Origin of the sequence: Teredinibacter turnerae T7901, from assembly GCF_000023025.1 — a bacterium.
GTDB classification, from domain to species: domain Bacteria; phylum Pseudomonadota; class Gammaproteobacteria; order Pseudomonadales; family Cellvibrionaceae; genus Teredinibacter; species Teredinibacter turnerae_B.
Genome location: NC_012997.1, coordinates 1,816,115 through 1,839,744, shown reverse-complemented (window position 1 = coordinate 1,839,744; position 23,630 = coordinate 1,816,115). Strand labels below are relative to the sequence as shown.

General features: G+C 46.6%; 26 protein-coding genes. 6 read left to right on the top strand and 20 right to left on the bottom strand.

All coding sequences use genetic code 11. From position 1 onward, the window contains the following. Position 1 precedes the first annotated feature (1 nt). From TERTU_RS07900 to TERTU_RS07805, 16 genes are all read right to left on the bottom strand, one after another. Complete coding sequence (locus TERTU_RS07900) at positions 2 to 520, bottom strand: hypothetical protein (RefSeq protein ID WP_049772810.1); 519 nt, start codon at positions 518 to 520, stop codon at positions 2 to 4. Positions 521 to 649: 129 nt separating this feature from the next. Further along, a complete protein-coding gene (locus tag TERTU_RS21725; RefSeq protein WP_143876277.1) occupies positions 650 to 835 on the bottom strand; it encodes a hypothetical protein in 186 nt (61 codons plus the stop codon). A 300-nt stretch (positions 836 to 1,135) separates the two neighbouring features. Then, the gene (locus TERTU_RS07890; RefSeq protein WP_015819306.1) at positions 1,136 to 1,516 is read right to left on the bottom strand and encodes a hypothetical protein; all 381 of its coding nucleotides are present in this window, start codon (positions 1,514 to 1,516) and stop codon (positions 1,136 to 1,138) included. Between the two features lie 589 nt (positions 1,517 to 2,105). After that, the gene (locus tag TERTU_RS07885) at positions 2,106 to 2,378 is read right to left on the bottom strand and encodes a hypothetical protein (RefSeq protein ID WP_015819974.1); all 273 of its coding nucleotides are present in this window, start codon (positions 2,376 to 2,378) and stop codon (positions 2,106 to 2,108) included. Between the two features lie 136 nt (positions 2,379 to 2,514). Then, complete coding sequence (locus TERTU_RS07880) at positions 2,515 to 2,790, bottom strand: hypothetical protein (protein ID WP_015817689.1); 276 nt, start codon at positions 2,788 to 2,790, stop codon at positions 2,515 to 2,517. Between the two features lie 152 nt (positions 2,791 to 2,942). Continuing rightward, positions 2,943 to 3,401, bottom strand: coding sequence for a hypothetical protein (locus TERTU_RS07875; RefSeq protein ID WP_015816801.1), 459 nt, complete (start codon positions 3,399 to 3,401; stop codon positions 2,943 to 2,945). Between the two features lie 121 nt (positions 3,402 to 3,522). Further along, a complete protein-coding gene (locus TERTU_RS07870) occupies positions 3,523 to 4,032 on the bottom strand; it encodes a demethoxyubiquinone hydroxylase family protein (RefSeq protein ID WP_015818466.1) in 510 nt (169 codons plus the stop codon). A gap of 585 nt (positions 4,033 to 4,617) precedes the next feature. Next, on the bottom strand, positions 4,618 to 4,980 hold the full coding sequence (locus tag TERTU_RS07865) for a hypothetical protein (protein ID WP_015819139.1): 363 nt from the start codon (positions 4,978 to 4,980) through the stop codon (positions 4,618 to 4,620). A gap of 563 nt (positions 4,981 to 5,543) precedes the next feature. Next, complete coding sequence (locus tag TERTU_RS07855) at positions 5,544 to 6,029, bottom strand: hypothetical protein (protein ID WP_015820399.1); 486 nt, start codon at positions 6,027 to 6,029, stop codon at positions 5,544 to 5,546. Between the two features lie 129 nt (positions 6,030 to 6,158). After that, positions 6,159 to 6,530, bottom strand: coding sequence for a hypothetical protein (locus tag TERTU_RS21715; protein ID WP_143876276.1), 372 nt, complete (start codon positions 6,528 to 6,530; stop codon positions 6,159 to 6,161). Positions 6,531 to 7,531: 1,001 nt separating this feature from the next. Beyond that, complete coding sequence (locus tag TERTU_RS07840) at positions 7,532 to 8,017, bottom strand: hypothetical protein (RefSeq protein ID WP_015819113.1); 486 nt, start codon at positions 8,015 to 8,017, stop codon at positions 7,532 to 7,534. Between the two features lie 532 nt (positions 8,018 to 8,549). Then, the gene (locus TERTU_RS21980) at positions 8,550 to 8,891 is read right to left on the bottom strand and encodes a hypothetical protein (protein ID WP_147429627.1); all 342 of its coding nucleotides are present in this window, start codon (positions 8,889 to 8,891) and stop codon (positions 8,550 to 8,552) included. 546 nt (positions 8,892 to 9,437) lie between these two features. Then, positions 9,438 to 10,169 carry a hypothetical protein gene (locus TERTU_RS07830; protein ID WP_041590113.1) on the bottom strand — a complete coding sequence of 244 codons (732 nt, stop codon included), beginning with the start codon at positions 10,167 to 10,169 and terminating at the stop codon, positions 9,438 to 9,440. 171 nt (positions 10,170 to 10,340) lie between these two features. Beyond that, positions 10,341 to 10,616 (bottom strand): hypothetical protein, encoded by a 276-nt coding sequence (locus TERTU_RS21710; protein WP_041590112.1) that lies wholly within the window; start codon positions 10,614 to 10,616, stop codon positions 10,341 to 10,343. A 995-nt stretch (positions 10,617 to 11,611) separates the two neighbouring features. Next, positions 11,612 to 12,073, bottom strand: coding sequence for a hypothetical protein (locus TERTU_RS21705; protein ID WP_143876275.1), 462 nt, complete (start codon positions 12,071 to 12,073; stop codon positions 11,612 to 11,614). Positions 12,074 to 12,195: 122 nt separating this feature from the next. Beyond that, positions 12,196 to 12,708 carry a hypothetical protein gene (locus tag TERTU_RS07805; protein WP_015819166.1) on the bottom strand — a complete coding sequence of 171 codons (513 nt, stop codon included), beginning with the start codon at positions 12,706 to 12,708 and terminating at the stop codon, positions 12,196 to 12,198. A 1,268-nt stretch (positions 12,709 to 13,976) separates the two neighbouring features. Here TERTU_RS07805 and TERTU_RS07795 point away from each other — a divergent pair. Beyond that, complete coding sequence (locus tag TERTU_RS07795) at positions 13,977 to 15,044, top strand: integron integrase (protein WP_015819678.1); 1,068 nt, start codon at positions 13,977 to 13,979, stop codon at positions 15,042 to 15,044. A gap of 109 nt (positions 15,045 to 15,153) precedes the next feature. On the opposite strand, the gene TERTU_RS07790 is transcribed toward TERTU_RS07795, so the two are convergent. From TERTU_RS07790 to TERTU_RS07780, 3 genes are read right to left on the bottom strand one after another with little or no spacing between them, the layout of a single operon-like run. Next, positions 15,154 to 16,383 carry a lipoprotein-releasing ABC transporter permease subunit gene (locus TERTU_RS07790; protein ID WP_015817627.1) on the bottom strand — a complete coding sequence of 410 codons (1,230 nt, stop codon included), beginning with the start codon at positions 16,381 to 16,383 and terminating at the stop codon, positions 15,154 to 15,156. A gap of 6 nt (positions 16,384 to 16,389) precedes the next feature. Next, positions 16,390 to 17,076 (bottom strand): lipoprotein-releasing ABC transporter ATP-binding protein LolD, encoded by a 687-nt coding sequence (lolD, locus tag TERTU_RS07785; RefSeq protein WP_015817021.1) that lies wholly within the window; start codon positions 17,074 to 17,076, stop codon positions 16,390 to 16,392. A 5-nt stretch (positions 17,077 to 17,081) separates the two neighbouring features. Further along, a complete protein-coding gene (locus TERTU_RS07780) occupies positions 17,082 to 18,338 on the bottom strand; it encodes a lipoprotein-releasing ABC transporter permease subunit (RefSeq protein WP_015820152.1) in 1,257 nt (418 codons plus the stop codon). A gap of 61 nt (positions 18,339 to 18,399) precedes the next feature. Between TERTU_RS07780 and TERTU_RS07775 the strand changes: the two genes are divergently transcribed. Beyond that, a complete protein-coding gene (locus TERTU_RS07775) occupies positions 18,400 to 19,011 on the top strand; it encodes a PilZ domain-containing protein (protein ID WP_015817452.1) in 612 nt (203 codons plus the stop codon). A 58-nt stretch (positions 19,012 to 19,069) separates the two neighbouring features. Beyond that, positions 19,070 to 19,366: a hypothetical protein gene (locus TERTU_RS07770; RefSeq protein ID WP_015820752.1), complete on the top strand. Its 297-nt coding sequence runs from the start codon at positions 19,070 to 19,072 to the stop codon at positions 19,364 to 19,366. A gap of 3 nt (positions 19,367 to 19,369) precedes the next feature. Here TERTU_RS07770 and TERTU_RS07765 read toward each other — a convergent pair whose 3' ends face one another. Continuing rightward, positions 19,370 to 20,419, bottom strand: coding sequence for an alpha/beta fold hydrolase (locus tag TERTU_RS07765; protein ID WP_015820051.1), 1,050 nt, complete (start codon positions 20,417 to 20,419; stop codon positions 19,370 to 19,372). Between the two features lie 22 nt (positions 20,420 to 20,441). On the opposite strand from TERTU_RS07765, the gene mnmA reads away from it, so the two are divergent. Genes mnmA through purB form a run of 3 tightly spaced genes read left to right on the top strand, consistent with a single transcriptional unit; the run spans position 20,442 to position 23,597 of the window. Then, entirely contained in the window at positions 20,442 to 21,545 is a 1,104-nt protein-coding gene (mnmA, locus tag TERTU_RS07760) for a tRNA 2-thiouridine(34) synthase MnmA (protein WP_015819800.1), read from the top strand. Between the two features lie 18 nt (positions 21,546 to 21,563). Next, complete coding sequence (gene hflD / locus TERTU_RS07755; protein ID WP_015819137.1) at positions 21,564 to 22,187, top strand: high frequency lysogenization protein HflD; 624 nt, start codon at positions 21,564 to 21,566, stop codon at positions 22,185 to 22,187. 30 nt (positions 22,188 to 22,217) lie between these two features. Continuing rightward, entirely contained in the window at positions 22,218 to 23,597 is a 1,380-nt protein-coding gene (gene purB / locus TERTU_RS07750) for an adenylosuccinate lyase (protein WP_015818598.1), read from the top strand. Positions 23,598 to 23,630: the final 33 nt, after the last annotated feature.

The following is a 23,630-nucleotide window of genomic DNA, read 5'->3' as shown; positions in this document are numbered from 1 at the left end:
ATTATCGGGTTAGGTTCCGCGCGAAGTTAATTGATTTGTTAGGAGTCACAATTTCTGCATCCCACATTGCAGTATCTCCATTAAATCTCTTAAACCAAGATCTAAGGCTTGCTTTTGAAACCCCTTTCTCTTCAGTTTGCGCACCCCACATTAATGCCTCTGATATTTCAGCTAGTTCATAGCTTCCAGGGCTGGCATATGGCAGAAGCTTCTCTATCAACCCCAGCAGCCTGATCAAATTACGATTATCTTGGGGAGTATCCTCAGCTTCAGTGACGAGAAAAAGAACCTGTGAAATGAGAACCGGAAGGATGATGTCCAGATTCCTTTTCCGTTTCCACCACACACCTTCAACCAGGCTAATTCCAATCGTTCTCGCCTGTGTTCCTTGGTTGAAATAGTGGAGCGTTTTCTCTAACAGTTCGGCTTCGTTTTTATCCCTTGCCTCTCTAAATGTAAACGCAAACTGCAGGATAGCTAAAAGCCAGCCCGCGATTGCTACTGCGATTTTCCAGTCCACATTTACTCCTAACGCCGTTATAACCGGCCGGAGCTGGGTTGATTGTTTTGCGGTAGCGTAGCGTAAAACCGCAAAACAAGCGGCGCAGCGGAGGTCCAGCCAGCTTGCTGGCGATGGTTAATAACCTTGTTAGGCATTTTCTCGTTTTCTGCTGTAGGCAACAAACCAGGAAGCTATGCCAGACAATACAAACCAGATTGCTCCACCAACCAATAATACTATATTGAAACCATCTGCCGCTTTATGGGCTGACACAACCTCCCTCTGTATTGCCGTACGAACGTTTTCACTTATAGATAGTATATTTTCGATCATACATTCTTCCGAAAACGAGCTTACAGTTCGACCCTTCTGGTCATTACATTCGGACTCCTTTTCCATAAAATCAGAATATAAGCTATCCGAGTAAATATTCAGAGCACTGAATACAACTAGAAATAGCACAGTCCAAATCACTACAAATTTGATTATTCGTTTCATTTTTGTTCTATTGCCTAACGCCGTTATAACCGGCCGAAACGGAGTTGATTTGTTTGCGGTAGCGTAGCGTTAAACCGCAAACGAAGCAACGCAGTGGAGGTCCAGCCAGCTTGCTGGCGGTGGTTAATAACTTTGTTATGGGGCTTGAGGCTCAAACTTTATTACGGCAGATGAATCAATGGTGCCGTAATCACCGACAACAAATTCATCCGGTAATGTTAGTAGGTACTTTTTGATTGCCCCCTCTTCGATAAGTTTGAGAACACCCTCATGCTTAGACGATAGAAAAACTATTGCTATTTCTTTCTCTGAACAATTATTTGAGGCATTAACCTTAAACCGTACCAAAGGGGCAGAATAATCGTCGTACCGTTCACCAACGGATTCACTCCACACGTAGTTTTTTTCATATTTTAACAACATTGCTTCACAAACAATGCTGCTAGATTCAGCTTGCGCTGAATTGACAATACAAAAACAAAGAACCAACAAAACTTTATGCTTTACATTCTTCATATTATGCTTGCCCCATAACGCCCAGCACAGGGGCCGTAATGTAGGCGCGAAGCGCCGAAATGGAGGTCCAAGCCGCGTAGCGGCTGTGCCTGATGCTGATTGTTATGCATTGCCCTGCCGAACACAACCAACCCCAACGAAACTGCTTGAGAGCCTGTAAAATGACTGCGCCCATTTTAAACCTACATGCTAAAACGACGCCGACATTCCCGACGATTAAGCACCTCAAACAAAGGCACATACTGCGTACCCAGCACACACCCAGGTTAAATAAAGTTGGCATGATTAACCAGCAATCAAGCTAAAAGCGGATGCAACTTTATTTTACCGCTTAATTAGTACATACATTAACAAGGCCACCCTACTCATAGCGCGACCGAAGGTGGCGTTACTCAACACTAAATATTGCGTACCACCGGTTTTGCAGCTTACTCAAAGCCAACTAGCCAGAGTTTCATTTAAAGGCTCAGCGACGTATAACGCCTTGCTCACCTGCACATGCTGCGGAGAGCGTTTTTGTGTGAAAATGGAGCGCTAGCGACACGCACAAAAACGAGCGTAGCAGTATGTGTCAGCGTGCAGCAACTTGTTATGCGCTTTCACGCCGAGCAAGCTCTTTTTTGTACATTCTTTCGCTAGCACTCCAAGTGAAAAAACCGAAAGCAAGCCCTCCGAGAGTCCATATGAGTGCATTTATACAGATTAATACTACTGACATATTACCTTCTTCTGGTTTATTCACGAAAAAGGTCATTATAACGAACATAGGTATACCCCATGAAACTATGCCGTTAACCAGAATAAAATTCCTTTTGCCCTTTTTAAGGGTATTTTCCCATTTTATAAATTGCTTTTCCTTCATACCCTATTTTTAACCCTATAGCTAATTTGCCGCATAACGCTGAGTGCAGCGGCAGTTTGTGGAGTGGCGTTTTGTGCTAGCGTAGCGGCCAGCACAAAAGGAGCCACGGAACAAACTGTCCGACTGGCACGACTTGTTATGCATTTGCTTGCGCTATTCGTAACGTGTTTTTAAGAAGCTTTAGCTCTTTAGTAGTACGCCAATTATCGACCGCCCAGACAAGCGAAAAAACGCCAAGCATCGTATACAGCGTATTTGGGTCTCTTGCTCTTAGCCAATTCAGATAAGGAAAGCTATCTGGAAGTAGCGGCAATGAAAATAGCCAAACACCCAAAATTAAGGCCACCCATTTCGAAATATGGTGTTTTTTGTCCATCTTCGAGATGGCTTTTTCTACTTCATATAAATTCATTTAATATCTCGAATAGCTCAACCACTGGATATGCATAACGCCCGGGTCACCAGCGCCCAAACCGGAGAGGCTTTTGCGGTAAGGTGTAGCGCAGCGAAACCCACAAAAGCAACGTAGGTTTGGGCGTCTGTGTGGAGCCGTTTGTTAGCATTTTACTGGTTTATAATCTTATCTCTGCTTTTGAGAAGGGTTACAAACGTAGAAGGCCCATATATAGCCATAAACACAAACATTCCAAGGCTAAGAACTACCATGAGATCACTGCCCATTTCGTATTTGTAGATTTCATACAATCCGCTACTTTCAGTACCTGGCGTAACTTTGCCAGGATCATTTGGCAAGGTTAAAACTGATACGTATTTACCGATAGGAAGTCTTACCCGAAAACCCTCCACCAACTGAAGCGAGTCAATTTCTAATTTGTAATAATATGTCGTTCCACCCTTTCCACTTGAGCTAGTGCGGTCAAGTTCTATGACTAAAGCTTGTTTTTCAATGCCGTTTTTCCAAAAATTATATGTATCAGCGACAAGATAATAGCCTGCCCAAGCCAACAGCGGAAAGCCAGCCAATATAAATAGATAAATAAACCAATTCCATATTTTCTTCATGATGGATGCTAACGCCGCTAGAACCTGCACAGCGTGCGTAGCGGATTTTTGGTGTATTGTGGCGCAGCCACACCAAAAAGGAGCGTAGCATGCAGTGTCAGGTTGCTAGCTTGGTTATGTGCTAGAGCTTGGTTGAAAGCCATATTGCAAACTCCGTAGTGCCGCGAACTATACTAAACAACGGCTTGTACAAGTATGAACTTGATGCGTTGGTGGCACCGTAGTTCTGGTGCTCTTCTTCGTCTGCTTTTATACTAGCTACCGCCTCAAAAGCCTCTGTATCATTCTTGGAAAGGTAATCCATTTGCCACTCTAAATGATGAAGCACTGTTGATTCTATTGATGCAGTGCAAACCCAAATCGCATTTCTGCCCAATAGGCCAGAGGCCAAACCCAACAATACTCCCCCAAATGCCCACAAATGAATTCCATAGCAACTCCGAATATTCCTTTTTTTGAGAAGGCTATTAAAGGTACTGTAGTGCACCAGTTCGTGCGACAGCATTTCCTCTATTTTTGGAGCAACATCCTTGTATAAGTATTTGGCTAAAAATAATTGCGTGCGATAGATATGAATCGCTCCATACTCACCGGCATGGTCTACTCTAATTATCCTCTCTACTTCTTTCACTCATTCTCCGATGCGTGGGGCACATAACGCCTACAGCACCTGCCCGCACAGTGGAGCTTGGTTTTGTGCAATAATGAGCGCAGCGAATGCACAAAATCAAGCGCAGCAGTGTGGGTCTGGTGGCTGTAATTGTTATAACAGCTTACGCTATAAGCCCCTATTATTGGGACCAAACGATCCTGCGACATATTTAAAACTACTACTCACGTTAAATGTACGATGAGAACCCCGCGCAAAACTACCAATTATCTACAAAACCCAAACGAATGCGAATAGAACGACCGGTACCAATTAGAAGCTGACTCGCTCTCCGAGAGCCAGAACCAAATTAAGAACCCTCAACTTGCAGTAAGTACAGCACTAGTTTAAGCCGCAAAATCCCCTGATACCCGCCTGCGTTTACCAATAACAAAGCGCTTCAGAATTAAAGTTTTTGACGCTTTATAACGCCGCGTTAAACGGCAGGCAAAGTTGTGATGCTTTTGTGCGATAATTTGCGAAGCAAATGCACAAAAGCAGAGCAGCTTTGGCTGTCCAGTGTAGGGCCGCAGGCCCGAAACGGGTTTGAACGCTTTGTTATGTGTTTTACATGAAAACGTTTTTCCATGTTTCATTATCATTAAATTCAATAATTGGACGCTTAAACATAAACCAACCTGTAGTTTTTACACGTATAGGATAATTTATATACCTTTCAACAATGCTTCTCGTGTATTCCATCATCGCTTCTAATGGATCATCCATGCTTTCATACCAGTCAGCATAAAGTGGCTCACCATCGAGATTAAAGTCGACATAAAATTCTTCACAATCATATGCGACTGTTATCACAACCTCTTTATTTTCATGCGAAATTCGAATCTCCCCTGCATCCCCTTTATCCGCGTAGGAAAGGTGAGAGAACTCGATCCAATTCTTCGCAATTCCTTCCAAATCTTCCTTCTTCATCGTGTCTTTTCTATTCGCTTACACATAACGCCTACAGCACCTGCCCGCACAGTGGAGCTTGGTATTGTGCAATAATGAGCGCAGCGAATGCACAAAACCAAGCGTAGCAGTGTGGGTCTGGTGGCTGTAATTGTTATAACAGCTTACGCGAAAAACCCAAACTATTGCGACCAAAAGACTCTGCGACATATTAAAAAAACTAATCACTTTAAATGTGCGATGAGAACACCGCGCAAAACTACCAATTATGTACAAAACCGAAACGAAAGCGAATAGAACAACCGGTACCAACTAGAAGCTGACTCGCGCTCCGAGAGCCAGAACCACATTAAGAACCCTATAACTTGCACTAAGCAAAGCTCTAATTTGAGGCACCAAATGCCAAACTACCCCACAGCGTTTGCCCAAAAAATAGCGCTTCAAAGTTAACGTTTTCGGAGCTTTATAACGCTTTGCTCACCTGCACATACTGCGGAGAGCGTTTTTGTGTAAAAATGGAGCGCAGCGACAGGCACAAAAACGAGCGTAGCAATATGTGTCAGGTGCAGCAACTTGTTAGAACTTTAGTTTGACGCCTCTTTCTCTAGATATACAGGCAAACCCGAAAATTGTGAATTTAGAGTTTCAGTTTTCCCTTCAAAATAGAGCTGAAAAGCCTCTTCTACCCATTTAGCTTGCTCTAGAACATAGGCAGACACCCAACGCACCTCCTTTTCCTTCCCGAAGCCAAACATTGTTTTTACTTTTTTAGGCTGGACAATACCCACTAGATAAGCAAATTCTTCTGGACTTCCGATTACTGACACCCATAGATCTACCTTTGTCTTTGAGTTTTTAACGGAGATAGTGGGCTCACTACCACCCTTGTTATTTCCAACTTGTTCTTTCCATGGAAATCCTCTAAATGCATTTTTGAATATTTCCATTGTTGCCTTCCCTTTAAGATCATATTGATCAAATCTATAGCCTGCTTCCTGAATATCGTATGTAAATGAATCTGCCATAGTCGAAACTGAAAAGAAGAAAATAATAGTAAGTAGTTTTTTCATATTGTGTTCTAACGCCAAGCTCACCGGAACATTTTGCGGAGAGCGTTTTTATGAAAAAATGAAGCGCAGCGGAATGCATAAAAACGAGCGTAGTAAAATGTTTCCGCGTGCAGCTTTTTGTTATGTTTTTTACCAAGAGTTACGTTCCCTTGTTCGCTTTTTGGCAAGAGCAAAACAACCGAATGCAATAAGAAACCCGATTCCAGCATTATTATACCCTGCATAAATAGCCCAGATGCTTGCTAAAGCAGAGCAACTACCAAAAAGGTAAAGAGTGAATGGAGATAAAATACCTTTGCCCTTACTTGCTTTTCCGAATACTAACGACAAACCAACTAAAAAAATCGGAATTCCAACCACAAGGCTCAAAACAAGAAAGATATCGTTGCTACCCAAGTATGACAGTAATAAAGCCCCTACGCCAAGCAGGAGGCACACGACGCCAAGAACTAAACGAGTAGTTGGAGATACCTCTTTTGTTAGTTCATGATCGCTTAGCATGGTGCTCCTGAAACATAACGCCCAGCACAGGGGCCGCAATGTAGGCGCGAAGCGCCGAAATGGAGGTCCAAGCCGCGCAGCGGCTGAACCTGATGCTGATTGTTATGCATTGCCCTGCCGAACACAACAAACCCCAACGAAACTGCTTAAGAGCCTGCAAAATGACAGTGCCCATTTTAAAACAAAATACTAATACGAGGCCGACATTCCCGACGGTTAAGCACCTCAAACAAAGGCAAATACTGCATACCCAGCACACAACTAGGTGAAATAAAGTTGCCCTAACCACCTAGAAATTTGACTACGAACTAATACAACTTTATTTGACCGATTGATTGGTACAAACTCTACCGAAGCTGCCCCACTAACAACGCGACCGAAGGTGGTGTTACCCAACACTAAATATTACGTTCCACCGGTTTTGCAGCTTTCTCAAAGCCTACTAGCCAGAGTTTCATTTAAAGGCTCGGCGACGCATAACGCCGTGCAGCAGCGGCCGCAGTGGAGGAGCTTGTTTTTTGTGGTAGCGTAGCGTTTAGCCACGAAAAACAAGCTCCGAAACGCTGGTCCTGCTGACTGACTTTGTTATAAAAGCTTACGTGACAAGCGAAAATTATTGGGACCAAATGACTCTGCGACATATTATAAAATAACCACTCACGTTAAATGTGCGATGAGATCACTGCGCAAAACTACCAATTATTTACAAAACCCAAACTAATGCGAATAGAACAACCGGTACCAATTAGAAGCTGACTCGCTCTCCGAGAGCCAGAACCACATCAAGAACCTTACAACTTGTAGCAAGCAAAACCCTAATTTAAGCCGCTAAATCCCCTGCTACTCGCCTGTGCTTACCAAAAACAAAGCGCCTCAGAATTGAAGTTTTCGACACTTTATAACGCCGCGTTAACCTGCGGAAATTTTGGGGTGACTTTTGGGATAAAGTGGCGCAGCCACCCAAAAGGCGCACCGAAATTTGCGTCAGGTTGAACGCCTTGTTAGTTGCAGCCCACTATCCCCGGATAGTAAGACACATACCATGATTTATAGGGTAGCGATACGAACAACTCACACCCAATGTTTTCTTTCCACCTAGCAGGCAGACTACTCCAATACTCTACTGAAACAGAGCTACTCTTATTTTCTGAATCAGGGCGATCTCTATACAACAGTATAGAAACATTAAAGTCACCATCTGCACTTCTATATGAAGTGGCAAGTACAACATTCAGGCTACGCAATATGGATTTTATTTTCTCGATATCACTCTTCTCGCTTTCTGAATCACAAGCCTGCTTTATAAATTCCATTGATGATAGCTCGACACGCTCTATGCATCGATTTTCTTGAAATACCGAAACCAACTGCTCTAACTTTTCCTTGTTTGACTCAAACCAAGGAACTATATCCTCATCCTTAATTTGAATACCTTCAGAGCAAGCAGATACTACGAATATAATAAATAGAACGATATACCTTTTCATACGCAACTAACGCCTACAGCACCTGCCCGCGCTGTGGAGCTTGATTTTGTGCAATAATGAGCGCAGCGAATGCACAAAATCAAGCGTAGCAGTGTGGGTCTGGTGGCTGTAATTGTTATAACAACTTACGCGAAAAACACAAACTATTGCGACAAAAAGACACTGCGACATATTAAAAAACAACCACACACTTTAAATGCGCGGCGCGAACACCGCGCAAAATTGCCAATTCTTTGTTAAAGCCAAACAACCGTGATAAGAACAACCGGTACCAATTTGCGGCTACCGCGTACTCCGAGACCAGAACCACATTCAGAACCCGACAACTTGCAGCAAGTAAAGCTCTAATTTGAACCACCAAATCCTAGCTACCCGATAGCGATTAACCAAAACATGGCGATTCAAAATTAACGTTTTCGACGCTTTATAACGCCTTTGTAAAGGGCATTTTTTGTGTAGTGGAGTTTTGCGGTAAAGTGGCGAAGCCACCGCAAAACGGAGCGTAGCAAAAAATGTCCTGTTGACAAACTTGTTAAGCATTTGACTCCAATTTTTGACCGCAAGATGCACATAATTTTGCCTTTGGCGTACGAAACAATTTTCCGCAACTACTACATTTTGGCCCATAGCTACTTCGCCTTAAATAAAACATAACATCGTAGCCAATATTCTTATGCCCGGTAAGCTCTTCAAACTTAGCCACCGCCCTAGGATCACAATTAGCCCTCGCTGTAGGAATATCACACCCATGCTCTGCTCGGTAAGCTTTAATTTTTCTTACAGTGTCGGAGAGCAATGGGCTCAATTGAGCCCATTCTTCTTCATTTAGCATTGGCAATTCTTTACCAACTCTCCAGCAATATTCGATCTCCATAACTCGTGATGCTTAACGCCTACAGCACCTGCCCGCACAGTGGAGCTTGGTTTTGTGCAATAATAATGAGCGCAGCGAATGCACAAAACCAAGCGTAGCAGTGTGGGTCTGGTGGCTGTAATTGTTATAACAGCTTACGCGACAAGCCCAAATCATTGGGACCAAACGACCCTGTGACATTTTAAAAACAACTACTCACTTTAAATGTGCGATGAGAACACCGCGCAAAATTGCCAATTATTTTCAAAGCCCAAACGACCGCGAAAAGAGCAACCAGTACCAATTAGAAGCTGGCTAGCTCCCCGAGGCCAGAACCACATTAAGTACCCTACAACTTACAGCAAGTGAAACTCTTATTTAAGCCGATATATCCCCTGCTACTCGCCTGCGTCTACTAAAAACCAAGCGCTTCAGAATTGAGCTTTCGACGCTTTATAACGCCTTTGTAACAGGCATTTTTTGTGTAGTGTAGTTTTGCGGTAAAGTGGCGAAGCCACCGCAAAACGGAGCGTAGCAAAAAATGTCCTGTTGACAAACTTGTTAGGCTCATACATATAAACGATTACCCGCTATACCATAAAATACACCAAGCTCGTATTTAAATTTTGATTTCTCTCCACAATCTAAAATATTACTGAGCTCCGAAGGAAAAACAAGACTACAAGACGATTTCACTTTATTGGTAATACGCATAGCATTTACAAATTTCTTATCGGTTGTTAGAAAGTAATCAATACCCGCAATTTCAGCGCTCCAAAAGTGAAATGCATCTATTCGCTGAGACTCAGATAGATTTTTACAAAGAACCCGATACCTTTCTAGCTGAGTGACATTGCTCTTCATTTGCTCTGGTAGTTTATCAGCGGCCTTTGATCCAAGTATTTTATCTTCTAGATTTGGAGTGTTGAGCCAGCGACAAAATTCGATAACTCTACTTTTTTCTAGATGCGTTTCTAATGAAGATTGAAAAAAATAGGATCTCTCGATTGCAGCGCTAACGAGCTTCATTTTTTTAGTCTCGAAGAGCTTTCCAAGCTTATTCGACGGAAATGAACCTACTCTCTTCCAATCTTCAAAGTCTAATTCCAGGTATCTGAACAATTCAATTTTTCCGGTTTCAGCTAACTCAGAAACTGTAGGCAAATACTCAAACTGCTCTCTTTTCCAGTTTTCCTTCGGAGGTTCCTTTCTAACATAGCCAATTACCCCATTTCGTCTTTCACCAGTTAATATATCTCCATCACTAATAATGCACTGATCGATAAATACTGATGTCATCTTTTGCACGTTACGCCTAACGCCGTTATAACCGGCCGGAACGTAGTTGGTTTGTTTGTGGTAGCGTAGCGTTAAACCACAAGCGAAGCAACGTAGTGTAGGTCCAGCCCGCTAGCGGGCGATGGTTGATAACTTTGTTATGCGATTTTCGAGCTATCTTTAGAACCATATTTACAATTTTGTGGTTGCCCACCTTTTTAAGTTTGCAAGCCACTGAACAGCGTCTTCGGCTCCTATTTTGGTTGTTGCTCCAATTGCAGCCGTATGTATATATAATGCCAACTTCTCGTCTGGCAAAAACTCTAGTTCTATGATCTCTTCTACTAGCTCAGCAACGTTAACATAATCTTGTTTTACAGAAAGGTTCCAAATAAATATATTTGATCCTTCATCTATCCATGATCCCTCATGATAAAAATTTGATAGCAAACTATCTTTAGATTTCAAAATGTGAACCCTTCTCTATCTGACGCATAACGCCTACAGCACCTGCCCGCACTGTGGAGCTTGGTTTTGTGCAATAATGAGCGCAGCGAATGCACAAAAACAAGCATAGCAGTGTGGGTCTGGTGGCTGTAATTGTTATAACAGCTTACGCGAAAAACCCAAACTATTGCGACCAAAAGACTCTGCGACATATTAAAAAAACTAATCACTTTAAATGTGCGATGAGAACACCGCGCAAAACTACCAATTATGTACAAAACCCAAACGAATGCGAATAGAACAACCGGTACCAACTAGAAGCTGACTCGCGCTCCGAGAGCCAGAACCACATTAAGAACCCTATAACTTGAACCAAGCAAAGCTCTAATTTGAGGCACCAAATACCAAACTACCCCACAGCGTTTGCCCAAAAAATAGCGCTTCAAAGTTAACGTTTTCGGAGCTTTATAACGCCCAGCACAGGGGCCGCAATGTAGGCGCGAAGCGCCGAAATGGAGGTCCAAGCCGCGCAGCGGCTGAGCCTGGTGCTGATTGTTATGAATTGCGCTACCGACCACGACCAACTCCAACGAAACCACTTAAGAGCCTGCAAAATGACAGGCCCATTTAAAACCTGCAGACTAAAACGACTCCGACATTCCCGACGATTAAGCGCCTCAAACAAAGGCACGCACTGCATACCTTCCACAACACCAGGTGAAATAAAGCTGCCCTAATCACCTAGCAAGTTAACTACGAACCAATACAACTTTATTTGACCGATTAATTGGTACAAACTCTAACGAAGCTACCCCACTAACAACGCGACCGAAGGTGGCGTTACTCAGCACTAAATATTGTGCACCACCGGTTTCGTAGTTTTCTCAATGCAAACTAGCCAGAGTTTCATTTAAAGGCTCAGCGACGCATAACGCCCAGCACAGGGGCCGCAATGTAGGCGCGAAGCGCCGAAATGGAGGTCCAAGCCGCATAGCGGCTGTGCCTGATGCTGATTGTTATGGTTTTACCTCGACAAAAGAACCAGTTTCAAATTTGTATTTACGCGAACTAGATACACTCGGGCAGCACATTGAATCTGAGCTCGAATAGGACAAACCTTCCAGTATGACCGTTTCACCTTCAATTTTTATTGTCTCGGTTAGAAACACTCCTTTACCACCAACAACAACCTTCTCGTATTTTTTTCCGTCAATTACACCAACCATGGAACGGAAAAAATGATTCCCACAGCTACCAGGTGGAGACTTTTCCCGTTCATAGCACGGCCCTTCAATGGTGTACAAAACAATTTCAACTCTCTCATCCTTCACAACTTGCCGAGCACTACAGTATTCAACGCCTCGCATTCCACTTGCATGTTGAGCTATTAAAGTTTCTATATCAGTAGAGACTTTTGGGCAATCCCCATAAGCTGCCACCGATAAAAATAGGCCAACAAAAAATATTATTCTTTTCATCTGTGCTTAACCATAACGCTTTGCTCACCGGCACGTATTGCGGAGAGCGTTTTTGTGTATATTGAGCGCAGCGACGTACACAAAAACGAGCGTAGCAGTATGTGTCCGTGTGCAGCAATTTGTTATGAGCCCCACGCATTAATTGATTGCACTGAATACCGAATGCTTTGAAAAGCTTTCGTACCGGTACAGATATAGTCTATAAAAACGCCCATAGTGTGTTCGCTTGAAGTGTAATAGCCCACCGCTTTCGGCGTTGAATTTGCCTTTTCCAGTTCCGTAATATATACGAGCAATTCCTCTCCATTTTTCCCTAGCAAAAAGACACCGCTTCTCGAAGCTGGGCATCCTGAAGGGCTGTTTGTTGGCCCCTTTAGCTTAATCACAACTGCGCTACCTTCAGGCTTTACGTTTACGGAAAACCCCAGCTTATCGGCTAACACATGAGAAAGAAAGACCTCTTTCAGTGTACCGGTTGCGAAACAAAATGCTGGGATAAAAATCAATAATAAAATTAGGTTCTTCATTGCCTGAAGCTCATAACGCCCAGCACAGGGGCCGTAATGTAGGCGCAAAGCGCCGAAATGGAGGTCCAAGCCGCGTAGCGGCTGAACCTGGTGCTGATTGTTATGCATTGCTCTTCCGACCACGACCAACCCCAACGAAACTGCTTAAGAGCCTGAAAAATGACTGTGCCCATTTTAAACCTACATACCACAAATACGCCGACATTCCCGACGATTAAGCACCTCAAACAAAGGCACACTCCGCATACCTTGCACAAAACTAGGTGAAATAAAGTTGCCAGGATCAACCAGCGATCAAGCTAAAACTGAATGCAACTTTATTTTACCGCTTGATTCGTACAGACTCTAACGAAGCCACACCACTAACAACGCGACCGAAGGTGGCGTTACTCAACACTAAACATTGCGTACCCCGGTTTCGCGGCTTTCTCTAAGCCTACTAGCCAGAGTTTCATTTAAAGGCTCAGCGACGTATAACGCCGTCTTCTGTTGAATTTTTTCCGTTGCTCCTTTTGTGTTACCAAACACAAAAGGAGCAACGGAAAAAATTTCAACAGGAACACCTTGTTAGACATTACTCTCATAAACTACGTCCGCATAAGTAGCAGTAAAGCCAGCGAGACATGGATAACAAACACTACGACTGACCCAAACCCAATTAGATTACCAAGGTGCTTTAGTAGCAGCTGACTATTTTCACTTACAGTGAAGATAATCAGCTGTATAAACATCGCGAACAAAATTAACACACCAGCGTAAAGGTAGTACCGCTCCCCAATAATGCTATCTAACTTAAGCGATAGACTCCCCCAAAAAAATGCCGCTAACACTACTATTGCAGGATATGTCCATGCGATACGCCTTATCATCAATGTCATCGCTCTCCTGATAAAAATATATTACTAGTTTGGTCTAACATTTTATTCTACGTCCAAAAGCCGATATGCAAGCTATCGATACGCAAACACAACCGGACGAAAGATGTATTTGGTCGTTTTTTAGTCGCATGTCCGAGTTTATCGCAATAAAACAACCATTTAAACGAATAAGCTCGTGCGACGTCTACAAGAAATATTCACATATGGCCTCTTTTTCACTGTGATATTTGGGAAAATTTTGGAATCAGAACGACAGATTTAATAGACAACTTGCGGCCATCTATAATAACAATCATCCCCACCCCACCAATTCATATTAACTATCAATAAACGTCCTCATTCGAAAACGCCACTGTTGCCAAATAACTCTGATGCCACTTAGACGAGCAACGCATCAGCTACGATCAGCGCCCACCGATACCAGAACTCTCAAAACTAATAGGTTGACAAGAACACCCAGCCGAAATACTGTATGTACAAACAGTTTAGGAGTGAGTTATGGACGATATTCCTCATCGGTTACCGGAAAAAACCGTCAAATTTATGGATAAGTTGCGAGAGTTTATGCGTGCTCGGCACATGGCTTATCGCACAGAGAAAACTTATTGTAACTGGATAGCGGATTTCATTCGCTTTCATAACCGCACACATCCCTCCGAGCTGGAGCAAGGCAGTATTGATAGCTACCTCAGCCATCTGGCGGTTCGGCGCTGCTATTCTATAAACACGCAAAAAACAGCGCTAAACGCACTTGTCTTTTTATACGAAAAATTTCTTGGTGTTCCTGTTGGAGAATTAGCGTTCACGCCTTCAACACGGCCGAGAATATTGCCGGTCGTTTTTAGCCATCGAGAAGCGCTTAAAGTATTAAGTGAATTATCAGGCATTTACCGAATCATTGGCTCGTTGATGTACGGCAGCGGGTTACGCGTTATGGAGGCGGTGCGTCTACGGTTACAGGATGTGGACTTCGAACAACAGTGCATTATGGTGCGAGAAGCGAAAGGAATGAAATCCCGTCGAACCTTGTTACCAAAATCGCTTATCCCTGGCTTACAGGCTCAACGCACATTTGTGCTTTCTCTGCACGCCAAAGATCTATTAGAAGGGTTCGGCGAAGTGTATTTACCGTTTGCGCTCGCAAAGAAATACCCGAACGCACCTAAGGAGCCAGGCTGGCAGTACTTATTTCCAGCCAATATGCGCGCACTGGACCCACGCTCTCAGGTTGTCCGCCGCCATCACATTGGCGAACAGCAGGTCCAGCGGCAGGTTAAAAAGGCGATTGTGGCTGCAGCTATACACAAAAAAGCCTCCTGCCACACATTTCGCCATTGTTTCGCAACTAACCTGTTACGTTCCGGCGCGGACATAAGAAACATCCAGGAATTACTGGGCCATAAAGATTTATCAACCACGCAAATTTATACGCATGTCGTGGGCATTCATGAACGAGGGCTACAGAGTCCGTTGGATGGAAACCTCGGCGAGAGTATTAATTTTACTGGCGTGTCTGGAGAAGTAAAAGAGACAACTATGATTTATGGGACAAACCAAGCAGCGTAACGCGGATTCAGCCTTAGAATGTCTTTACAAGCAGAAGTTTGCTATACGATCTGTTGTCGTATAGCAATTGTGCGTAGGGGCGCTATAGCCCGTTTCTTTTGCAAGCTGTTTACTCATAGCGCAACGATTCAGCCGGCTGCACTTTGCTAGCTCTGTAGGCCGGGTATATTGTTGCCAAAAAGCTCAAACTCAATGCCGTAAACGCGACTCTGGCGATATCGCTCAGTCTGATTTCTGTTGGTAGGTAGGTTAGCGGATACACGTCAGATTTTAAAAACTGCACATGAAAAATGGCTTCCAGTAGCTGAAGTATGTCCTGCGCTACGAACGCCAGGCCGCAACCAAAGACAACACCAATAAAGGTGCCTACTAAACCAATCGACGTACCTTGCACTACAAATATCATCATAATGGTTTTGGTAGTCGCGCCCAGCGTACGCAGTATCGCTATGTCACCCTGCTTATCTACCACAACCATAATAAGTGTCGAGATTATATTGAAAGCCGCGATAGCGACAATCAAACTCATTAAAAGCCCGACAAGATTCTTCGACATCTGGATTGCCTGATACAGGTTGCCGTGTGTCCTTGTCCAATTCGTACCGTAATATCCAGGGCCGAGCTTTACCAGGTTCTCGTACACCGTTTGTGGGGCACTAAAGATGTTGTGTAAACGCAAACGAACTCCAGTAACCGTACTTGGGTTACCCGTGAGCGTTGCAACTGAAGCTAATGACGCAAGCGCCAGTGTATTATCGAGCTCGGTGTTCGATTTAATCAGCGCACTCACTTTAAAGTAGGCGATATGCGGCGCGCTGGTGGTGCCATGGCTATCCGGTATTACAACCATCAAACGACTGCCCTGCTCTACGCCGAGCTTTTCCGCTAAAGATGCGCCTAAAAGCAAGTTCTCTGAGCTTGCATCAAGTGCTGCGAGACTTTGCTCATCCACATACTCCAGGATACGTGACACATTGGTTTCACTCGCTGGATCGATACCATACAGCAACACAGGAGCAGTGTTGTTGCGATAACTGGCTAAACCGTCTACTTGAACAAACGGCGCTACACCCGCAATGCGGCTGTCCTTCATCAGGGTTTTCATTACCGCACGCCAGTCCTCAATGCCATCCCGCTCGAATACGGCCGCTTGTGGCACCAGCCCCAAAATGCGATCCCGCATTTCCCTGTCGAAGCCATTCATTATTGAGAGCACGGCTACCAGCAGGCCGACGCCCACCATCAGACCTGCGACTGACATACCCGATAAAAACGACACCAACTGACTGCGTCGTTTTGCTCCGGCGTATCTGAAGCCTACAAAAAAAGAAAATCGCATAGCGCGTTAACCATGAACCCGAACCAATCTACCCTCACCCAACTCGTACACCTGATGCATTGTTTTTGCAAGCGCCAGGTCGTGAGTCACAACAATAAATGCTGTTGACAACGATTGGCTCAGCTCTGCCATCAGAGCTTGAATAGAGGCGGCATTTGCGGAATCCAGATTACCCGTTGGCTCATCCATGAGTACGCAGGCTGGATTATTTACCAGAGCACGAGCAATAGCGACCCGCTGACGTTCACCGCCAGATAATTCCGCTGGCTTGTGAACGGCACGGTCGGTTAAACCAACACGATGTAAGATCTGCGCCGCAATTTTTGATGCGTCTGCCATTTTTTGACCTGCGATGAGCAGTGGCATTGCAACGTTTTCCAATGCGCTAAACTCAGGCAATAAATGATGAAACTGGTAAACAAAACCAAGAGACTGATTGCGAATCTTGCCGCGCTCATTGTCGGAACACTGGGAAAAAGCGCGCTGTAGAATTTCCACTACTCCAGTGTCGGGCTGGTCCAGACCACCCAGCACGTTTAATAAGGTGCTCTTTCCGCTGCCGGACGCGCCCACAATGGCGATCTGTTGACCTTCGTGGATATCCAGCTCTATTCCCTTTAGCACCTCGACTTTTTGCGGCCCCTGGCTATAAGTTTTTTTAACGTCTTCGCAACGCAGAACAATTTTCGTCATAAGATTTACAGGTCGTAGCGCAGCGCTTCTGCGGGTTCGATTTGGGAGGCTCGAAAAGCTGGGTATATAGTCGCCAGCACAGCGACGACGACCGCCATCGCACACACCAAAACGGTGTCCTGCCATTGCCATTGCGATGGTAAATAAGCCACAAAGTACACATTGGGGTCGAACAGTTGAAAGCCGGTGAGAGACTCTATCAGCTGCATCGCATCTGGCAGCCACACGGCGGTTACAACACCAAAAGCAGCGCCGATTGCGATGCCACCCAAACCCAAAATAATACCCTGGGCCATAAAAATACGAATAATGTCCCAACGCGACATGCCGAGTGTGCGCAACACTGCAATGTCGCCGCGCTTTTCCGCCACCATCATAATCAGGCTAGTCACAATATTAAACGCGGCTACCGCGATAATAATGCCCAGCATCAGGCCGACAACCGTCTTCTCCATTTTTACTGCTTGAAACAGGCTGCCCTGTGTTTGGCTCCAGTCCTTGGCAACATAGCCCGAGCCGAGTCGGCTCGCCAGGGATTGAACGGCTTCGGGAGCACGGTAGATATCGTCAAACTTCAAGTGCAGCCCATCGACCGCCCCGCCCGTGCGAAACAAGGTTTTTGCGTCGTCTATATGAATAAGAGTGAGATACTGATCAACTTGTGCCCCAGCTTCAAACACCCCCACAAGCGTAAATCGCTTGGCGCGCGGGAATATTCCAGCAGGCGTAACAGACACCTGCGGTAAGGTTACAGACACCTTGTCTCCAGTCGTTACCCCCAAAAACCGTGCAATCAGGCTGCCCATAACAATGCCGTACTCTCCCGGCTTAAGTTCGGCCATATCTCCCACAAGCATGAATTGGTTGACAATCGAAATCGCAGACTCGTACTGCGGATCGATACCTTCAATCTGAATCGGTTTGACATTGCCTGCATAGCTAAGCAAACCTTGCCCTTCAATATAGGGAGCGAACGCTTTTAGCTCTGGCGTGCTAGCGATTTTCTCGCCCAACGCCTGCCAGTTATGCAATGGCGTTGACGTCGATAGAAAGCCGTGCGGCACCACACGCAGTAAGCGTTGCTTAAGTTCGTGATCGAAGCCGTTCATTACCGATAAAACGACAATCAACGCAAATACGCCCAGCGCCATTCCGCCAAGGGCAAACAGGCTTACGAACGAGATAAACCCGTTGCGGCGCTTCGCGCGGATGTAGCGTAAACCGATGAATAACGGTAATGATGGGGAAGTCTGTGCGATCATGGCGCGATTAAACAGAAGAAAACGCTAACTAACAAGGTCTACTATTCTTAGTGAGACATGTATGGTGGAAAAAGCACAAAAAATGACCGAGCTAACGCAGAAACAGGCAGACCAAGGATCGCGTGAGAAACGGGATTTTTTCCGCATCAGTCACGACGTAATTTTTGACCACAAAGTCGTAGACGCGTATACAGCGGAGCACGATAGTCCGGAAATTCTGTTTGACGATGCCGTGTCTCTTGGCATTATCAACGAGTTGAGACGCTTGGACCGCGATGCCAGCCAAACGTTACGGGCTCTGAGTGAAAAAAATAGGCTGATTGGCGACTATTTGCAGATTGTGAACAGCAAGATCGACCTTCTGGCCCGCCATGCGCTGTTCCACCAAACAGAAAAAGCGCGCGAGAAACCCAAAACGCGTATTAATTTGAGTGAAGACGGACTCGCTTTCATCGTGGATCGTGCGCTCTACAAAGGTAACTACCTGGCAATTCGCATGATATTTTTGCCTAACTATGTTCCCGTGGTAGTCTTCGCCAAAGTCATTCGCTGTGAGGCGAAAGGCGATCAATATCAGGTTGCGGCGCGATTTCACAGAATTAGCGACAAAGATCGGCAAGAATTATCGCGTCAAATTCTGCGGGCACAAATCTCGCAAAAACAAGCTCCCTAGCCAGTAGAAAGAATGCGGATACAAGCCGCATGGAAATAAGGTCTAACGAGGATATTTCATGACCCCAGTTAAAATCGCCGTCCTGTCGAGCCTGCTTGCTCTGAGTGTTGATGTTGCTGTGGCGGACACACTGCAAATGCCAGACGCCTCAGCCGCATCAGAAAAGTGGAATCAGCCGGTACCGCAAAAAGGGTTGTCCAAGTCCCAGGTAGAAGCAAAATTTGGCAACCCAGCCAGCCGGAACGGCCCGACAGGAACGCCCCCTATATACTACTGGGAGTACGATGCCTTTACGGTGTATTTCGAAGGCGACTACGTCATTCACTCAGTCCACAAATACAAGCAGCCGAGCTAGTCTTTACTCTACCGATGGTCTGTGGCTCGCGTAATAACCGCGTATTATCTCGAGCACAGGCGCGCGATATTCGTCGGATTCAAACAGTAATTCGTGCCGTGCGCCGTCTATAACGACAGGCGCTCCGCCATCGCATACCAGCCTACCTTCCGCATTTTCGCGCGCGCAAAAGGCATTTTGCGGTTCATTCAACACAACCTTATCGTCCCCCGCTTGCAGCAACAGCAGCGGCCCGCGAATATCCGCCGCATCCATTTGCAGTTGTTCACGTACCTCGCAGGCCTGCGCCACCCAACCGAATGTTGGCGCACCTAAGGCTGAACCAGGAAAGGCTTCGTACACCTCATTTTTCCAGCTGAACCGGGTTTGTGAGTGGGTGAGGCGATTTTTTGCGAAGGGTGTCGGCGTGTGCCCCGTGGCAGCGCATGTACTGCAGGCATAACCGATCGCGCGGGCCAGTTGACAAGTTCCTGCAATACCCGTATTGGGCGCCAGCATGGGCGACCCTAAAACCACCGCAGCGAAGGGGTTGTCGTGCGTTGCCAGGTAGCGAATCGCAATCGCCCCGCCCATGGAATGGGCGAACAAATACAGCGGCCGTGGCGCATCCGCTACTGCCGCTGAACGCATAAAGGTGTCCGCATCGACAACATAATCATCAAACTCAACAACGTGGCCCTTTCGTCCATCTGCCAGCATGCGACTGGACAAACCCTGACCCCGGTGGTCATGTTGGTACACCGCATAACCCGCCTGTGCCATTTCGTACGCAAACTCTTGGTATTTAACAAAACTTTCCGTACGCCCGGAGAAAATCACCACGCTGCCAAGGGCATTTGAGCGAGGAATAACCTTGTACGCCAGGCTTACGCCATCTTTCCCTGCGATAAACTGATGAGCCGGAGTGCGCTGCCAGAAGGCTTCAACTGCCTCGCGAGCTAAAGTATCGACTGCACTGGCCGGCCAGGAACTCCACAAAGCCAGTAACCAACCAAGTCGGTACACAATTACTAAAGGTGTTCTCAATAATGTGGGTGTATTACAATTCTGCATTTTTCGCCCTAGTAAACGATTTATGGCCACCAGTAAGCCCGCTTCACAAACCAAAGTCATCGTCGGGATGTCCGGCGGTGTCGATTCGTCTGTTTCCGCACTCCTGCTGCTTCAACAAGGTTACCAAGTTGAAGGCCTGTTTATGAAAAACTGGAACGAGGACGATGGCACAGAATACTGCACGGCCATGACAGACCTGCTGGACGCCGCCAATGTGTGTCAAAAACTCGGAATTCCGCTGCACACGGCGAACTTCGCGACACAGTATTGGGACAACGTATTCGAGCATTTTTTAGAAGAATACAAAGCCGGACGCACGCCTAACCCGGATATTTTGTGTAATCGGGAGATCAAGTTCAAAGTGTTTCTGGACTATGCCGAGCAGTTGGGCGCAAATTACATTGCGACGGGCCACTATGCCAGAACCCGCAACAAAGCGGGACAAACGCAGCTTTGTAAAGGCTTGGACGGCAATAAGGACCAAAGCTACTTTCTACATGCCGTGGAAGAGAAGGCATTCGCCAAAACACTGTTCCCGATTGGCGAACTTGAAAAACCGCGCGTGCGCGAGTTGGCGGAAGCGCACGACCTGGTCACCCACAACAAGAAAGACAGTACCGGCATTTGCTTTATTGGCGAGCGCCGCTTTAAGGATTTTCTGCAAACCTACTTGCCCGCTCAGCCGGGTAAAATCGTCACCCCCGAGGGCGAAATCCTGGGCGACCATCAAGGCCTTATGTACTACACCATTGGCCAGCGGCAGGGCCTGGGCATTGGCGGCATTGCGGGCGCGCATGAGGATGCCTGGTACGTGGCGCGCAAAAACCTGAGCGACAACACTCTTATCGTGGTACAGGGCGGCTCCCATGAACTGCTGCTGGAAACAGCCCTGGTCGCCAACGGCATGCATTGGATCAATCAGCCGCAAGAAGAAGGCTTTAGGTGCTACGCGAAAACCCGCTACCGCCAGCCAGATCAGCGCTGCACCTTGCAAAAGGTGAGTGGAGACACCATAACGGTGGTTTTCGATGAGCCACAACGCGCCATCACCCCAGGGCAAAGCATCGTATTGTACGACGGTGATGTGTGCCTCGGTGGCGGTGTCATCGATCATCCCATTTCCTGACCGGCAAGGAGCTCTCTGTTGCAAAAATCCTGGCGAAATATCGCAATTGCCCTAGCGGGCATGACCCAATGCGCCCGCCAAGTGGAGGAGCTGGCTAAAACCGGCTACCTGAAAACAGAGGTATTTGAAACCGCAGTAAAAAGCTTAATCAATACAGACCCGAGCTCCGCCGAAGACGTTTTTGGTGGCCTGGATGCCGTCCAGCCAGGACTGAGTACACTCAAAGACATTCTGGAAGACCACCGCTCACCCGGGAACGCGGATATCTTGCGCTATGTTTTGGGCGCGGTGGTACTGCAAAAACGCCTCGCACGCCGCAAAGACGTGCTCTACATTATTGGTAACCGCCTGGAGAAAGTGAGCCAGCAAGTCGAGCATTTTGGCTGTAGCCACGACAATGTGGTGTCCAACATTGCCGACATTTATACCGATACCATCAGTAAATTCCCTTACCGTATCCAGGTAACCGGGGAATTTAATTATTTGCAACAGGAACGCGTCGCCGCTCAAATTCGGTCCTTGCTGTTCGCAGCCATTCGCGCGGCTACCCTGTGGCGTCAGGCCGGTGGCACCCGCTGGCATATGCTGTTCTACCGCAGCAAAATGCTTGCGGCAACCGAGCAGTTGCTGCAGCGCGCTTAATTTTTTCGTGATATTTCAAAGAGATTTCGTATGGAACTTTCCTCCTTAACCGCCGTTTCCCCTATCGATGGCCGCTATGGCTCCAAAACCGACACACTGCGCGAGATGTTCAGTGAGTACGGGCTGATCCGCAGCCGTGTAGAGGTTGAAGTGCGCTGGTTGCAGTGCCTCGCGGCGCACCCGGCAATTAACGAAATCACCAATCTCAGCGCTGCGGCCAACAGCCTGCTGGACGACCTGGTCAGCAACTTCAATGTGGCGGATGCACAAGCTATTAAAGATATCGAGCGCACCACCAATCACGATGTTAAAGCGGTGGAGTATTTCATTAAGAGCAAGTTCAAGGGCAATGCAGAGCTGGAAGCGGTGTCTGAGTTTGTCCACTTTGCCTGCACCTCTGAGGACATCAATAATCTGTCCCATGGGTTGATGCTAAAAGGCGGCCGCGATCAAGTGCTGTTGCCAGAAATAGATGCGATTATCGCCAGTATCACCACCCTTGCCGAAAAATACGCGGCAGTGCCCATGCTTTCGCGCACCCACGGGCAAACTGCATCGCCCACCACCGTCGGTAAAGAGCTGGCAAATGTGGCTTATCGCATGCAGCGCCAGCGCAATCAAATCGCCAGCGTCCCACTGCTCGGCAAAATTAACGGCGCGGTAGGTAACTACAACGCACATTTGTCGGCTTACCCGGAGGTTGATTGGCAGAGCAATGCGGCAAGCTTTGTCGAAAGCCTCGGCTTGCAGTGGAACCCATACACCACCCAAATCGAGCCGCACGATTATATGGCAGAGCTGTTCGATGGTATCGCGCGCTTTAATACGATATTGCTCGACTTCGACCGCGACGTATGGGGCTATATTTCGCTGGGTTACTTCAAGCAGAAAGCCATTGCCGGCGAAGTGGGTTCGTCCACCATGCCGCATAAAGTTAACCCTATCGACTTTGAAAACTCCGAGGGTAATCTGGGCCTCGCCAACGCCATGTTTGGTCATCTGGCGGCAAAACTTCCGGTTTCCCGCTGGCAGCGCGACCTGACCGACTCGACGGTACTGCGCAATATGGGCGTTGGTTTCGGCTACAGCATGATCGCCTACGCCTCCACGTTGAAAGGCATCAGCAAGCTGGAAATTAACGAACAAGCGCTCGGGGCCGACCTGAATAACAGCTGGGAAGTCATGGCCGAGCCGATTCAAACCGTGATGCGCCGCTATGCGATTGAAGGCGCTTACGAAAAGCTGAAAGAACTCACACGTGGCCAAAGTATTAACCAGCAAGTGATGCAGGATTTTGTCGAGTCGCTGGAGATTCCTGCCGACGCCAAAGCGCACTTAAAAGCGATGACACCGGCCTCCTACATCGGCAATGCCGTGGCACAGGCAGAAGCCATCAAAACCACCAAGTAGGCCAGCGCCTGACTTTAGTTTCTACCATCGCTC